The 15064-nt window shown below is 41.4% G+C and carries 14 protein-coding genes; 9 read left to right on the top strand and 5 right to left on the bottom strand.

The window, feature by feature from the left end:
• Positions 1 to 21: 21 nt before the first annotated feature.
• From dapF to N7E81_RS06540, 7 genes are all read left to right on the top strand, one after another.
• Positions 22 to 792, top strand: coding sequence for a diaminopimelate epimerase (gene dapF, locus N7E81_RS06570; RefSeq protein WP_263052491.1), 771 nt, complete (start codon positions 22 to 24; stop codon positions 790 to 792).
• A gap of 97 nt (positions 793 to 889) precedes the next feature.
• Positions 890 to 4240, top strand: coding sequence for a preprotein translocase subunit SecA (gene secA / locus N7E81_RS06565; protein ID WP_263052490.1), 3351 nt, complete (start codon positions 890 to 892; stop codon positions 4238 to 4240).
• An 81-nt stretch (positions 4241 to 4321) separates the two neighbouring features.
• Entirely contained in the window at positions 4322 to 4831 is a 510-nt protein-coding gene (locus tag N7E81_RS06560; RefSeq protein ID WP_263052489.1) for an SPOR domain-containing protein, read from the top strand.
• Between the two features lie 164 nt (positions 4832 to 4995).
• Complete coding sequence (locus N7E81_RS06555; RefSeq protein WP_263052488.1) at positions 4996 to 6189, top strand: M20 metallopeptidase family protein; 1194 nt, start codon at positions 4996 to 4998, stop codon at positions 6187 to 6189.
• Between the two features lie 168 nt (positions 6190 to 6357).
• Positions 6358 to 6711 (top strand): phage holin family protein, encoded by a 354-nt coding sequence (locus N7E81_RS06550; RefSeq protein WP_263052487.1) that lies wholly within the window; start codon positions 6358 to 6360, stop codon positions 6709 to 6711.
• On the top strand, positions 6701 to 7075 hold the full coding sequence (locus N7E81_RS06545) for a hypothetical protein (protein ID WP_263052486.1): 375 nt from the start codon (positions 6701 to 6703) through the stop codon (positions 7073 to 7075). The genes N7E81_RS06550 and N7E81_RS06545 overlap by 11 nt, the downstream gene beginning before the upstream one ends.
• Complete coding sequence (locus tag N7E81_RS06540) at positions 7044 to 7808, top strand: phosphoglycerol geranylgeranyltransferase (protein ID WP_263052485.1); 765 nt, start codon at positions 7044 to 7046, stop codon at positions 7806 to 7808. The genes N7E81_RS06545 and N7E81_RS06540 overlap by 32 nt, the downstream gene beginning before the upstream one ends.
• Here the strand turns inward: N7E81_RS06540 and N7E81_RS06535 are convergent.
• The 5 genes from N7E81_RS06535 to panC all read right to left on the bottom strand — a co-directional run bounded on the left by N7E81_RS06535 (position 7794) and on the right by panC (position 12767).
• Positions 7794 to 8714 (bottom strand): helix-turn-helix domain-containing protein, encoded by a 921-nt coding sequence (locus N7E81_RS06535; protein ID WP_263052484.1) that lies wholly within the window; start codon positions 8712 to 8714, stop codon positions 7794 to 7796. The two genes, N7E81_RS06540 and N7E81_RS06535, sit on opposite strands and share 15 nt — an antisense overlap.
• Before the next feature lie 122 nt (positions 8715 to 8836).
• Entirely contained in the window at positions 8837 to 9976 is a 1140-nt protein-coding gene (locus tag N7E81_RS06530) for an acyl-CoA dehydrogenase (RefSeq protein ID WP_263052483.1), read from the bottom strand.
• 196 nt (positions 9977 to 10172) lie between these two features.
• On the bottom strand, positions 10173 to 10859 hold the full coding sequence (locus tag N7E81_RS06525) for a zinc metallopeptidase (protein WP_263052482.1): 687 nt from the start codon (positions 10857 to 10859) through the stop codon (positions 10173 to 10175).
• 40 nt (positions 10860 to 10899) lie between these two features.
• On the bottom strand, positions 10900 to 11913 hold the full coding sequence (locus tag N7E81_RS06520) for a lysylphosphatidylglycerol synthase transmembrane domain-containing protein (protein ID WP_263052481.1): 1014 nt from the start codon (positions 11911 to 11913) through the stop codon (positions 10900 to 10902).
• A complete protein-coding gene (panC, locus tag N7E81_RS06515) occupies positions 11910 to 12767 on the bottom strand; it encodes a pantoate--beta-alanine ligase (RefSeq protein WP_263052480.1) in 858 nt (285 codons plus the stop codon). The genes N7E81_RS06520 and panC overlap by 4 nt, the downstream gene beginning before the upstream one ends.
• A 118-nt stretch (positions 12768 to 12885) precedes the next feature.
• On the opposite strand from panC, the gene N7E81_RS06510 reads away from it, so the two are divergent.
• Entirely contained in the window at positions 12886 to 13698 is an 813-nt protein-coding gene (locus N7E81_RS06510) for a glycogen/starch synthase (protein WP_263052479.1), read from the top strand.
• Positions 13682 to 15061 carry a DUF4270 domain-containing protein gene (locus N7E81_RS06505; RefSeq protein WP_263052478.1) on the top strand — a complete coding sequence of 460 codons (1380 nt, stop codon included), beginning with the start codon at positions 13682 to 13684 and terminating at the stop codon, positions 15059 to 15061. The genes N7E81_RS06510 and N7E81_RS06505 overlap by 17 nt, the downstream gene beginning before the upstream one ends.
• Positions 15062 to 15064: the final 3 nt, after the last annotated feature.

The following is a 15064-nucleotide window of genomic DNA, read 5'->3' as shown; positions in this document are numbered from 1 at the left end:
GCATATACTTAATTTTGTGACATGAGCATACCTTTTTACAAATACCAAGGCACAGGCAATGACTTCGTCATGATAGACAATCGCAAAGGTCTATTTCCACACAACACAGCAATCATTTCCAAAATTTGCAATCGCAAATTCGGCGTGGGCGCAGATGGCCTTATACTCATAGAAAATCACGACTCATTAGATTTTGAAATGGTCTATTTCAATGCTGATGGCAGCCAAAGTCTATGTGGAAATGGCTCCAGATGTGCCGTCAGTTTTGCCCATTTTTTAAAAATAATCAAGGACGAAACTAAATTTCTAACCATAGACGGGCCATACGAAGCCAATTTGAAACATGACCTCGTATATCTGCATATGCGCGATCAACAATGCCCAGAAAAATTCGACACGCATTACTTTCTAAACAACGGCTCTCCTCACCACATTGAGTTTGTAAACCAAGCTGAAAAACAGGATGTGTACCAGCAAGGAGCTGCTGTCAGATATTCCGACGTCTACCAACCCAACGGTACGAATGTAAATTTTGTAGAAATAAAAGAAAACAACACCATCTACGTACGCACCTATGAACGTGGCGTAGAAGACGAAACCTTGTCTTGTGGCACTGGAATCACTGCTTCTGCACTGGCTGCTGCCGACAAAGGGCTCTCCAGCCCAGTAGCCATAGAAGCCAAAGGAGGGAAATTAGAAGTCCGATTTGAACAGAAAGCAGACCATTCTTTCACCAACATCTGGCTGATTGGCCCTGCGGAACAAGTTTTTAGCGGACAGTTTGACATATAAAAATCTCTCGGTTCATTTTTTGCTATTCCCTCTTCAGATTCACGTCTAGAAGAAAAAAGAATTTAAATTTACCGATTCATTAAAAACGTAAATATTCATGTTAAATATTATTACAAAAGGCATAGCCAAAGTATTTGGTACTAAAGCGGACAGAGATTTGAAAGAGCTTTTGCCTTATGTGGATTTGATCAATGCTGAATATCAGAAACTTGCTAACGTCACAGACGACGAGTTACGTGGTAAGTCACAAGAACTGAAAGAAGAAATAGCAGCCCACCTCAAGTCTATTGACGATGAAATGGCGACCCTGCATCAGCAAATTGAAGACAATCCCGAACTGGATATAGTTGAGAAAGAAACCGTTTTTAATAAAATAGATGCCCTCGAAAAGCAAAGAGATCAAGCGTTAGAAGACAAACTACTCGATATTCTCCCTCGCGCATTCGCCATCGTGAAGGACACGGCCAGAAGATTAACCGAAAACAAAAAATTGACGGTAAAAGCATCCACTATGGACCAAATGCTTGCCGCATCGAAACCCCACATCGAAATCCAAGGAGAGACAGCCATCTGGCACAATGAATGGAAAGCATTTGGTCAAGATGTAGTATGGAACATGGTTCACTACGACGTGCAGTTGCTTGGCGGTGTGGTATTGCACCAAGGAAAAATAGCCGAAATGGCTACTGGAGAAGGTAAAACATTAGTAGCTACACTCCCAGCTTTCTTGAATGGCTTGTCTGGCAGGGGCGTACACGTCATCACCGTCAACGACTACCTAGCCAAAAGAGATGCCGAATGGAATGCGCCGTTATTCGAATTCCATGGACTAAAGGTCGATTGTATCGACAAGCATCAACCCAACTCTCCTCAAAGAAAAGCCGCCTACGAAAGCGACATCATCTACGGTACCAACAACGAGTTCGGGTTTGATTATCTCCGAGACAACATGGCTCGTCACCCAGACGAACTGATGCAAGGCAAGCACCACTTTGCCATGGTCGATGAAGTCGATTCTGTATTGATCGATGATGCTCGTACTCCATTGATCATATCAGGCCCTATACCTAGAGGCGACGAACATGAATTCTACGAACTTAGACCCCGAATCAGCAAGCTGGTAGATGCACAGCGCAAAACCGCTTCGCAATTCTTGAACGATGCTAAAAAATTGATCGCTGAAGGCGACGAAACTGAAGGTGGTTTAGCTCTATTTAGGGCCTATAGAGGATTACCTAAATACAAACCCTTGATTAAGTTTTTAAGTGAAACGGGCATGCGTCAAGTTTTGCAAAAAACTGAAAACATATACCTGGCAGACAATCAAAAATTGATGCCACAAGCCGATGAACCCCTTTATTTCACCATCGACGAAAGAACTAATGGCATAGAGCTTACTGACAAAGGAATTGACCTAATTACTGGCGAAGGTGAAGATCAAAATTTCTTTATCCTACCAGATATCGGACTCGAAATTGCTCAACTAGAGCAAGACACTTCTTTAAGTGAAAACGACATGCTTCACAAAAAAGAAGAATTGATTCGTGACTACTCTGTAAAAGGACAAAGGATACATTCGGTAAACCAACTCCTAAAAGCATACACGCTTTTCGAAAAAGACACCGAATATATCGTAGTAGACGACAAGGTGAAAATCGTAGACGAGCAGACTGGCCGTGTGATGGACGGCAGAAGGTATTCTGATGGATTGCACCAAGCGATAGAAGCCAAAGAAAATGTAAAGGTAGAAGACGCAACACAAACCTATGCGACGATTACCCTACAGAACTACTTCCGTATGTACCACAAACTCGCAGGTATGACGGGTACGGCAGAGACTGAAGCAGGTGAATTTATGGAAATTTACAAGCTCGACGTCATCGTGATCCCTACCAATCGTCCAATCCAACGAAAGGACATGGAGGATAAAGTATACAAAACCATCCGTGAAAAATTCAATGCCGTAGCGGACGAAATAGTAGAATTGACTGAAGCCAAAAGGCCTGTACTAGTGGGTACCACTTCCGTGGAAATATCTGAACTTATCAGTAGAATGCTCACGATGAAAAACATCAAACATCAGGTACTGAATGCCAAGCAACATGCTCGCGAAGCTGAAGTAGTGGCTGAAGCAGGTAAGCCTGGTACTGTAACGATCGCCACCAACATGGCTGGTCGTGGCACGGATATCAAACTAACTCCGGAGGCAAAAGCTGCAGGAGGGCTGGCCATTATTGGTACAGAAAGACATGAATCCCGACGTGTAGACAGACAGCTTAGAGGTAGAGCTGGTCGCCAAGGGGATGTAGGATCATCACAGTTTTTTGTTTGTCTTGAAGACAACCTGATGAGGCTATTTGGCTCTGACAGAATCGCCCGAATTATGGATCGATTGGGTCTGGAAGAAGGCGAGGTAATTCAGCACAGCATGATCACTAAGTCGATCGAAAGAGCACAAACCAAAGTTGAAGAAAACAACTTCGCTACGCGTAAAAATCTACTCGAGTATGATGATGTAATGAACTCACAACGAGAAGTGATCTATGCCAGAAGGAAAAATGCACTATACGGAGAGCGACTGGATCTCGACATTCTCAATATGATGTACGACACAGCTGACGATATTGCCATCAATACAAAAGTGACAGGTGACTACGAAAGCTTCAAGCTCAACTGCTTAAGCATCCTTGGTATGGCAACCAAAATAGACGCCGAGAGCTTCGCAAAACAAGGACAAGAACAACTCGGAGAAAATTTATATCACGAAGCTCTAGATGCCTACCATGCCAAAAATAAAATGGTATCCGAGCGTGCCCTCCCTGTACTGACCAACATTCAAGCGACTCGTGGTGCCACTGTAAAAGAAATTATGGTACCCTTTAGTGATGGAAAGAAACAAATCGGAGTAGTGGCTAATCTTCAAAAATCCATCGATACCGAGGGGCGTGAAATGATGAAAGCAATGGAAAAAATGATCGCTCTTGCCATCATTGACCAAAGCTGGAAAGAACACTTGCGTGAAATGGATGATTTGAAACAATCCGTACGAATGGCTGTCCACGAACAAAAAGATCCTCTATTGATCTACAAGTTTGAAGCTTTCGAAATGTTCAAGCAATTTCTCGCAAGAGTAAATGAAGATACAGTATCATTCTTAACTAAATCTGAGATAGCCGTAGAGCAACCAGACGAAGTACAAGAAGCTAGACAACAACGCGCTGCACAAAATTACAGTGAGTCAAAAGCCGATAGTGGCTCTACACTAGCCGCGACTAACAACCGCACAGCACCTGTAGAAAAAACAGCACCATTAAAATCCGAAAAGATTTATGGCCGAAACGACCGTGTAACCGCTCAGTATGCCGATGGCAGCCTAAAAGAAGATGTGAAGTTCAAAAGCGTAGAAGCTGATGTAGCCAACGGAAAATGCGTAATTGTTGAAAGTTAAACTTTGACTTTGTACCTTGAGTAATCGATCAGTTATTTTAAATTTCGTATTTTGAAAACCATAGTATCAAAGTTAATTCGCGTGTTCCCAATCGTTACTATTGTTACCCTCTTGCAGTTTTGTGCACCTACAGTCGCTACGACTACAAGTAGTACCACCTACGAAGAGGATCTTTCTGTCTATAGGCCTACTATCTCAACAGACGAGCCCTCCTCCGAGGAAATCATTTCTGAACCAAAGGAAGAATATGTGCCTACAGCTGAATATGTGACACCAACGAACGATATCGGAGCAGCACTGGACACCGTACTCTATCGAATAAAAAAATCCAGAGCAGATATCCAGTATGTGGATGGCTTTTCAATTCAGCTTTATTCGGGCAACAATAGAGACAAAGCCAATCAGGTAAAAGTAAAAACCTACGAAGTACTAGAAAACCAAAGACCAAGAGTGAGCTACGACCAACCCAACTACAAAGTGCGTGTAGGAGAGTATTATTCAAGACTAGAAGCCAATGCTGATTTTGTAACACTCCAAAAACATTTTTCCAGGGCCGTATTGGTACCTGTAAAAATTAAAATCGAGGACTAACGAAACCCTGCATACATTCGAAATTTTCATTGCTTTTTAAGCCTAATCATTACCATTCCTGCAATGAATGGCAGACTACTTTAAACAGTTTAAAAAATTAATGAACTGCGCGAATAGGACATACCCAACTTGGTTTATTTCATTAAATTGCCAAAAATTCGCCCATGGCTCTATTAGACAAAATAAAATCTCTATCTCAATCGCTACACCAAGAAACTGTAGCCAATAGGCAGCATATACACGCCAACCCTGAGCTCTCCTTTCAAGAAACAGAGACGGCCAAGTATGTATTGACTCAATTACAAAAAATAGGAATTAAGACAAAAACTGGAATCGCAGGCAATGGTATTGAGGCCATCATCGAAGGGAAAAACCCAACGAAAAATACCATTGCTCTTCGTGCCGACATGGACGCTCTTCCTATCATCGAAGAAAGCGACAAACCATACAAGTCGAAGAAAAAAGGCGTCATGCATGCTTGTGGGCATGATGTACACACCTCCTCATTATTAACCACAGTCAATATCCTAAATCAGGTAAAAGACGAATTCGAAGGCACCATCAAATTTATTTTTCAACCTGGCGAAGAAGTTTTCCCTGGAGGCGCTTCACTCATGATCAAAGAAGGCGTGCTTGAAAACCCAAAACCTAGTGCTATTTTTGGACAGCATGTAATGCCACTGATTCCTGTAGGCAAAGTGGGATTTAGAGAGGGCATGTACATGGCCAGTGCCGATGAACTATATGTAACCGTAACTGGGAAAGGTGGACATGGCGCACTACCTGAGCACAATGTAGACCCTGTAGTCATAGCTTCTCACATCATCATCGCACTGCAACAAGTGGTAAGTAGAATGGCTGCTCCTAAAACACCTAGCGTACTTAGTTTTGGCAAAGTACTCGCTCATGGCGCCACCAATGTGATCCCAAACGAAGTAAAAATAGAAGGCACCTTCAGAACACTAGATGAAAAATGGCGCAAAGAAGCGCATGTGAAAATGAAAAAAATGGCAGAAGGCATAGCCGAGTCCATGGGGGGGTCTTGCAATTTCAACATTCAAGTAGGCTACCCATTTCTAAAGAATGAACCCGAACTGACAGAAAGAGCCAAACAAGCCGCCATCGCCTACCTAGGAAAAGAAAACGTAGTAGATCTCGACGTTTGGATGGGTGCCGAAGATTTCGCCTATTATTCCCAAGAAGTAGACGCCTGTTTCTACAGACTAGGCACCAGAAATGAAGCCAAAGGCATCGTGTCTGCCGTGCATACACCTACCTTCGACATCGACGAAGACGCACTGTCACATGGGCCTGGCCTCATGGCATGGCTTGCCATACACGAGCTAAACGCTCAATAGCCAACAACAGGAAACCAGCTCACTAAATACTGTTCTTTGCTCGTGTTTCAGTATTGAGATACTGAAATCAGAACCTACCTAATTTTTATCTTCGGCGAAGTAATCCATCGTCTAACTGATATCCTTTATATTTAAGCCTCAATTGATAGGAATAACATCGTGGATATATTGAACATAAGTAAACTAAAAGAGACCTTTACAGAATACCTTCGAGTCAAATTTGAATTGTTCAAATTGGATCTGACCGAGCACCTTTCTAATCTGCTAGCTCAAATGATCGCTTACTTGGTCATCTTGGTTATTTCGGGTCTGATGGTTACCTTTCTGAGTATTGCTTTGGCCAATTTTTTAAACTCATATTTCCCTGGTGATTCCGTAGGCTATTTGATCGTATCAGGGCTTTATTTGCTGCTTTTGCTATTGGTTTTTTACTTTTTAAAATCAGGAAAACTCAAAGTATTCTTCGAGACCAAATTGATGGAAAACATCACCAAAGAACCTTCGAACAAGGATGAGCAATAAAAAAGAAATATTGGATAAACGAGAACTGCTACTTTCCGAAGAAAAAAAGCTCATGGCTCATTTGGAAAATGAGGCCTCAACCCTCGAAACCCAAGTAGAAAACAGCCTGAAAACACTAGCAGTGATAGGCGCAGGTGTAATAGCCGTGACACTCCTCTACAAATTGATTGCGCCTAGTAGCTCCCCCAAAACGAAAACCAAGCGTTCGAAGGATAAAAAAGCAACTAGTCGACCATCAGCAGTAACTACCTCCGTAATATCCATTGCTATACAAAAGCTACTCCCGCTAGCCATTGAAAAAATTTCCATGCTCAACAGCAAAAGCCAAAAAGATGAACAAGCTGCTGAATCAACTACAAGATAAAAAAGCCCGCAACGAGAAAGCACTGGCCGTACTGATCGATCCCGACAAGTCCACGGACATTGGCGGACTCATTCGGCTTGTCAATCTTTGTGTAGAGAATAAAGTAGACTATCTCTTGGTTGGAGGAAGCCTAATCACAAACGACAACTTTTCAAAAGTAATCTCGATCATCAAATCGAATAGCAATATCCCTGTGGTTATTTTTCCTGGCAATCACATCCAGATAGACTCTAATGCCGACGCAATATTTTTGCTTTCACTCATTTCAGGAAGAAATGCAGACTTTCTCATCGGACAGCATGTACTAGCGGCACCCATATTGAAAAAAAGCAAACTAGAAGTTATCCCTATGGGGTATATGCTAGTAAACTCTGGCGCACCTACCTCTGCCAGCTACATGAGCAATACCGTACCACTGCCCTCGGACAAACCTACAATCGCAGCCTGTACAGCCATGGCGGGCGAAATGCTAGGGCTACAAACCATCTATCTAGATGCAGGAAGCGGTGCCGACGAACCTATTCCACAAAAAGTAATATCTACAGTGGCTCGCTCTATAGAGGTCCCCTTGGTAGTAGGGGGAGGGCTTAATTCACTAAGTAGAGTCAACCTAGCCTTAGAAGCTGGAGCAGACATGGTGGTGATTGGCAATGCGCTTGAAAAAGAGGAGAGTTTGTTGATTCAGGTATCTGAACGCATACATGTAATCAATGAGAAGCTAGACGTTCATTAACGTCTCTCTTCGTCTCATTTTACCAGCAGGTATACCAAACATCATTTTGAATCTTCTACAAAAGTACGCGGTGTCTTTGTATCCTACTTCTTTACCTATATCTCGAATGCTTTTCTTTGTCGTTCGTAGCATATTTACAGCCATCTCCATTCGCTGATACTCGATATAATCCTGTGGATTAATGCCCGTAAGCATTTTAAAATACTGTCCTACATAATCCTCAGAGACATTGGCCACATTAGCCAATATTTTATTAGAAAGATCTTCTTGCAAGTTGTCCTTGATAAAGGAAAAAATATCTATGAGACGTGGATCTTTAAAATAAGTAGAGTTTGTAGCCAATTGCTCAACAAACAAACCCTTACTCAGTATATGCCTAATCAGTTCTACTACAAGATGGTCTGTTTCTAGATTCACCACTCTAGCCTTACCTGGCGTATCAGAATAAATCTCCGTGACAATCAATTTGACCAAAGAGATCAAGTTGTGATTACCCTTAATTACAAAAGCAGGAATATCTAAAGACGCAAAGAAATTGACGGTATCAAAAACTTTTGCCTCAAAATTGATCATGGTGATATTCTCATGATCTGGCTTGGCAATATACGAATCGCTCGTCTGAAAAAACTTTTCTTTATTATTGATAAAATCATCATTAGAAAGATTCATAGAGTTGCCACTACCATAGGTAAGGCCTACCATTTTTCCTCCTGGCACAAAGAGTATTTCATTCTCTTTGACCACCTCTTTTTCCTTTCCGAATTTCACCTCGCCTTTGTGCACATAGATGAACACATTTTCTACATCATAATAATTCTCAACCGTAAGCGGTTGCAAAATATTAATATTCTTAGCTGAAATGAACCTTACCGATAAAGACTCGATGATTTTGTTATAGTCCTCCATTGAATTATTTCGGAGTAGCCCTTTGATTTGAGCTAATTTCCATTGGTATTATTGTATAAATCTAATATAATGTATAATAAATACAAAGATTATAAATAAATTAATACCGTTGGACATTTATACTATTTTAATATCTCGCGAGCAATTACAATTTTTTGTATCTCTGAAGTCCCTTCATAGATCTGTGTAATCTTCGCGTCTCGCATCAATCGCTCGACATGAAATTCCTTCACAAACCCGTAGCCACCATGTACTTGAACTGCCTCTACAGTGGTTTCCATGGCTACTTTCGAAGCAAACAGCTTAGCCATTGCAGCCTCTTTCACAAAGTCTTCTTTTCTGTCTTTTTTAGCTGCAGCTTGTAAGCATAGCAATCTGGCAGCTTCAATATTGGTCGCCATTTCCGACAATTTAAACTGAATACCTTGGTGCTCGCAGATTGGCTTTCCAAACGATTTTCGTTCTTTTGAGTAATTAATTGCCAACTCCATAGCCCCACTAGCAATACCCAAAGCTTGGGAGGCAATACCTATTCTACCCCCATTGAGCACTTGCATAGCCAGCGAAAAGCCAAAGCCATCTTCACCTATTCGGTTCTCCTTGGGAACCTTTACATCCTGAAACATCAAAGAATGCGTATCCGAGCCTCGGATACCTAGTTTATTTTCTTTTGGTCCTACAGTAAAACCTTCTGTTCCCTTCTCTACTATCAATGCATTGATACCTCTGTGTTTTTTCTCTACATCGGTTTGTGCCATTACAATATATACCGACGCACTACTACCGTTGGTAATCCAGTTTTTAGTTCCGTTCAACAGGTAATAATCGCCCTTGTCTTCTGCAGTCGTTCTTTGCGAAGTGGCATCCGAACCGGCCTCGGGCTCAGACAAACAGAAAGCTCCGATAATTTCCCCAGAAGCCAAACGCTTGAGGTACTTTTCTTTTTGCTCCTCTGTGCCAAATTTCTCCAAACCCCAGCACACCAATGAATTGTTGACCGACATCACTACAGAACATGAAGCATCTACCTTTGATATCTCTTCCATGGCCAGCACATAAGAAATGGTATCCATACCACCACCATTGTATTTTGGATCTACCATCATCCCCATAAACCCAAGCTCTCCCATTTTTTTGACCTGCTCGGCCGGAAACTGCTGGTTTTCATCCCGTTCGATTACGCCTGGCAAAAGTTCGGTTTGAGCAAATTCTCTGGCAGCGTCTCGTACTGCTAATTGTTCTTCGGTCAATACAAAATTCATTTTGAGGGTTGTTTTAGTTTCGAAAGATAATTTGCAATCATTACACATTAAAAGATTTTAATTTCAATTAATGCAATTAATACTTAATTGGCGACATATTATTCTGAATCAATATAGTATGCATGCATACAAATATATAAAAAAAAGACTTGAACAATATTCAAGTCTTTTTTAAAATCTTTAGATCGAAACTAACCTAATCCCGACTTCCCAAAAACAGCATTACAAAATAAAGTAATTGTGTGATCGCCGCCAAGGCTGCTACTACATAGGTCATGGCTGCCCAATGCAAAGCATCTTTAGCCATACTATGTTCTTGACTCGTCACAATACCTCGCTGGTCGATCCAGGCAAGTGCGCGCTTACTGGCATCAAATTCCACAGGCAAAGTCACCAAAGAAAACATGGTAATCACAAACTGCGCAGCGACTACAACTAAAAAAATGGTATCCAAGCCAAAGGACTTCATGGCAAAGCCAAAAAAGAACATGCCAATCAAAATGAAATTCAGGATTTTAGAACTTATGTTCTGTATAGGCACCATGGCCGAACGGAATTCTAAAAAGCTATAAGCCGTAGCGTGCTGAACAGCGTGTCCGCATTCGTGAGCCGCCACAGCAGCAGCAGCAGCACTTCTACCAGCATATACTTCAGGGCTGAGATTTACCGTTTTGTTGGCAGGATTATAGTGATCAGACAAATGCCCCTGCACGGAAATTACTTTCACGTCAGTGATTCCATTGTCGCGCAGCATCAATTCCGCTATTTCTCTTCCTGAAAGGCCCGATTGCAAAGCGATTTGCGAATACTTCTTAAACTTACTCTTGAGCTTATTGCTAACATAAAGCCCAACCAAAAAAAAGACTAAAAAGATGATTAACATTTATATATGATTTAATGGTTTCAAATATCTAACGCTCTTATTACGGTTTTAGGGGATCTTCTGTTTTTCTCTTTCGAGCAATTATTAAAGTCCCTAATACACTGAGCCCCCCAAAAAACAAAATACTCACTAACTGAGAGGTATGGAGCAAAGTGGCAAAAAACAATCCGCTAGTCGCCTCTATTCCGTAGATGATCAGCACGCCACTCACTAACGTATGATAAGCGCCTATACCTCCTTGCACAGGCATAGCCATAGCTACTCCAGCAGCTGCCAATATAGATAAGCCTGCACCAAAACCGAGGCTCGATGTCTCGCTAATTGAGAAAAAGATCACATAACTCATCAAATAGTAAAACACCCATATACCAATCGTAGAAATGACAAAGCCCGAAATATTCTGTATTTTCCTAATAGACAACAACCCATTTACTATATCTGTGAGCACACGATGTATCTTTTGAAGAAAGGCATTTTCAAACTCATACTCTAAAATTCTTTTCAGAATAAGTACTCCTACTATAGCTAAAACCACAAGGATAAAAGCAATAATAACAATCGTCCAGGTATGATCGGCCTCTGTATCCCAGCCTACAGAGCTGATGAAGAAATCATACACCAAATCAAATTCTATGATAAAATCTAACAGGATAAGAGATAGCAAAATCAAAAAATCTATGGCCCGCTCCGTGATCACAGTTCCAAATGAAATACTCATCGGCACCTTATCATTTTTTTTCATCACACCACATCGAGTGACCTCACCCAATCTTGGGAAAGCCAAATTGGCCAAATAACCTGTCATCACTGCCAAAAACGTACGACCATCAGAAAGCTTTTCATAACCCAAGGGACGCAACATCAGGTTCCACCTATACGCTCGAAGCCAGTGGCTCAGCAATGACAACACAACTGACCAAACGACCCACCAATAGTTGACCTCACTGACTTTATTCAAAAAGTCAGTGATAGAAACATTGCGAAAAGCGAAGTAAAAAAGCACGCCAGCGAGCAACAATGAAAAGCTATACTTCAGGATAGATGAAATTTTCAATCGGTTTGTTTTATGTACATATTATCAATAATTCTCACTTCGCCGACATGTGCTGCCGCACAAATAGAAATACTATCAGCGGCACTCAGATCACTCACGACCTGCATAGTAGCAGAGTCTACCACTTCCAAATACTCCAACTGAAGCCCATCTACCTGCGCCAGTAAATCCTTGCTCTGCGCTATAGCAACAGGCACATTATCTCCAAAGCACACCCTATCTTTCAAGCCTTGCATGGTTTTGTATAGATGGGCTGCTATTTCTTTTTCTATCTCAGACAGACGAAGGTTGCGGGAAGACATAGCCAGTCCGCTTGGCTCTCTTACGGTAGGCACTGCTACTATCTTTGTCCTGATATTTAAGTCTCTCACCATTTTTCGGATTACCGCGAGCTGCTGCAAATCCTTCTGACCAAAAAATGCCACCTGTGGCTGGACGATATTGAGCAACTTCGACACCACCACGCCCACTCCAGAAAAATGACCTGGCCTAAACTCTCCCTCTAGGACATGCTCCAAAACGCCAAAACTCATGCTTAAACTTTCTGTCTGATCTGGATACATCTCCGCTACCGTTGGCACAAAAACCACATCACAACCTGCTTTTGAAAGCAATTGCTGATCGGTTTCTAATTGTTTGGGGTATTTTAATAAATCGTCGGGGTTGTTAAACTGAGTAGGGTTTACGAAAATACTACACACCGTCAGGTCGCAAGCGTGTACGGACGCATGTATCAATTCTAGATGTCCTTGGTGCAGGGCACCCATAGTAGGCACCAAGCCCACTGCTTTTCCTTTCAATCGCTGCAAATCCAAATAGGCTTGCAACTCTACTATACTTTCAACTATTTTCATTATTTCCTACTACTCAGGCGGCTATATCATGCGAAAGCACTCTTCGCTATTGAAAAAGATTCAAAAATAGTGTAATTTTGTGGTCATTTTGAAACTATCAAACTAAAAAACACGGTTTATGTCAAAGTACAAAATACTATATGTGGCGAGTGAAATTAATCCTTTTTTACAAACTACAGAAGTAGCCGATTTTGTGAGAGCATTGCCTCAGGCAATGCAAGAGAGGGGAATGGAAATTAGAATTTTGGTTCCTCGGTTTGGATTGATCAATGAAAGAAAGAACAGACTTCACGAAGTTGTTCGACTATCAGGAATAAACATTGCGGTAGGCGACGAAGAAAAGCCTTTGATTATCAAAGTAGCTTCAATCCCAAATGCCAAATTGCAAGTATACTTTATCGACAACGAAGACTATTTCCATAGAAAGTCTGTATTTTTCGACAAGGAAGAGAATTTTCATGCAGATAATGATGAACGCGCCATTTTCTTTTGCAAGGGCGTACTCGAAACTGTAAAAAAATTAGGATGGTCTCCAGACATCGTACATTGCAACGATTGGATGACAAGCCTAATCCCACTTTATCTAAAAACTACATACAAAAACGACCCGATCTTCAAAGATGCCAAGTCGGTATTTACACTGTATGACAACGAATTCGAACACAAATTCGAAGGAGACTTGATCAACAAAGTAATGATGATGGACATCGAAGAGAGCATGCTGGAACATCTAAGTACAAAAGATTTCGCAGGTTTTGTAAAGCTAGGCATCGAATATGCCGATGCTGTCATTAAGTCTAAAAATGAAACAAACAAAATCATTGATGAATTGATTTCTTCTGCACCTAACGGCAAAAAGGTAGATACAATTCAAAAAGATGATAACTTTTTAGACTCCTATTATAATTTATATAATGAACTTGTTGGATAAAAACTGGCCTGGGCTACTGATACTCGTAACCCTAGCCATTTTTTCGTGTGCGGATCCCCATGACATTGGCTTGGGCTTAGATCCTGATGGTATTAGAGTAAACGTATTGTACACTGAGCTTCCTCTTGAAGTCACGAACGTGCGGCTTGATAGTATTAAAACCAGTCAGGACTCGAGATTATTAATAGGGAAAAATGTTGACCCCATCTTTGGCACTACCAGATCAGTGGCATTTAGCCAGTTGAGTTTGCCTACTACTGTACCTACGCTGACAGACGATCATACATATGTAGTAGACTCTACCGTCATCCATTTACACTATGACGATGTGCATACAGATCAAATTGTGGCTTCTCAGCACTTTGACGTATATCAACTCACAGATACGCTCTTCAATACTGCTACCTATTTGGCCAACTTTGATACCCCCTATAGAACTGACAAAAAAGAAGGTAGTTTTGATTTTATACTCAACGAAACTAGTATTCTTGACAAAGACAGCTTAAACTATATTCTAAAATTTAGAATGGAAGATAGCATGGGCGACGAATTGTTTGCCATAGCTACTGGAGCTCAAGGCTCAAGTGTCTCTCCAGCTGGTGCTTTAAGATATGAGTACAAAGGCATTGCAATCGTAGGTGCAGAGTCCAACACTGCACTCATTAGTTTCAAACCACTGGATTCTACCAGCATTGTCATCCATTACCACGAAGTAGACCCATATACAGACAACGGCATAGCAATGGACTCCGTATATTCGGATTCGCTCACACTCAATGTCTCACTCGGGTCATTCTTTTACAATCAAATTAAAACTGACCGAAGTGGATCTACCATGGCGGCAAGCCCTACTGAAAGCTACTCGAGTTTTACCGCAGGTGACGGCAACATCTATTTACAACCCTCTTCTGGAATATTTCCAAAATTAAACCTTGATACGCTGAACAAGTTTTTTGAAGCAAATCCTACAATACAGGTTAACAGATTGGAGTTTGTATCCGAAACTAAAGCCAATTCTAAATACTATGGCAATGTACCAAACCTTCGGTATTTGTATGTAGATGCTGCAGATGGATCAAAAATAAATAGTGTACAACTTGCCGCCAACATACTTACAGAAGCCATCATCATGACTGACAATGGCTACTTGGCTGGCATAGCAGACCCACTCATAGCACCTATAGACGAAACCTCCCTGACTTATTCTGGAGTACCTACATTTTTTGGTCAGTTGGTTGAAAACGAGTCGTTAGAAGTAGATCATCTTTTGGTGATGCCCCAAGACATCACTACCCCAAAGTTTTCTATCTTTGATGAAAAAACAGGGTTTAGGATCAAGCTATATTATACCCTACCAGAATAAGTA

Origin of the sequence: Reichenbachiella carrageenanivorans, from assembly GCF_025639805.1 — a bacterium.
Taxonomy (GTDB): domain Bacteria; phylum Bacteroidota; class Bacteroidia; order Cytophagales; family Cyclobacteriaceae; genus Reichenbachiella; species Reichenbachiella carrageenanivorans.
This window is presented reverse-complemented; position numbering and strand designations above follow the sequence as displayed.

Coding starts and splice junctions, on each gene's coding strand:
- N7E81_RS06555 (WP_263052488.1), top strand. CDS start 4,996: ATGGCTCTATTAGACAAAATAAAATCTCTATCTCAATCGCTACACCAA.
- secA (WP_263052490.1), top strand. CDS start 890: ATGTTAAATATTATTACAAAAGGCATAGCCAAAGTATTTGGTACTAAA.
- dapF (WP_263052491.1), top strand. CDS start 22: ATGAGCATACCTTTTTACAAATACCAAGGCACAGGCAATGACTTCGTC.
- N7E81_RS06535 (WP_263052484.1), bottom strand. CDS start 8,714: ATGGAGGACTATAACAAAATCATCGAGTCTTTATCGGTAAGGTTCATT.
- N7E81_RS06525 (WP_263052482.1), bottom strand. CDS start 10,859: ATGTTAATCATCTTTTTAGTCTTTTTTTTGGTTGGGCTTTATGTTAGC.
- N7E81_RS06540 (WP_263052485.1), top strand. CDS start 7,044: ATGAACAAGCTGCTGAATCAACTACAAGATAAAAAAGCCCGCAACGAG.
- N7E81_RS06510 (WP_263052479.1), top strand. CDS start 12,886: ATGTCAAAGTACAAAATACTATATGTGGCGAGTGAAATTAATCCTTTT.
- panC (WP_263052480.1), bottom strand. CDS start 12,767: ATGAAAATAGTTGAAAGTATAGTAGAGTTGCAAGCCTATTTGGATTTG.
- N7E81_RS06545 (WP_263052486.1), top strand. CDS start 6,701: ATGAGCAATAAAAAAGAAATATTGGATAAACGAGAACTGCTACTTTCC.
- N7E81_RS06530 (WP_263052483.1), bottom strand. CDS start 9,976: ATGAATTTTGTATTGACCGAAGAACAATTAGCAGTACGAGACGCTGCC.
- N7E81_RS06505 (WP_263052478.1), top strand. CDS start 13,682: ATGAACTTGTTGGATAAAAACTGGCCTGGGCTACTGATACTCGTAACC.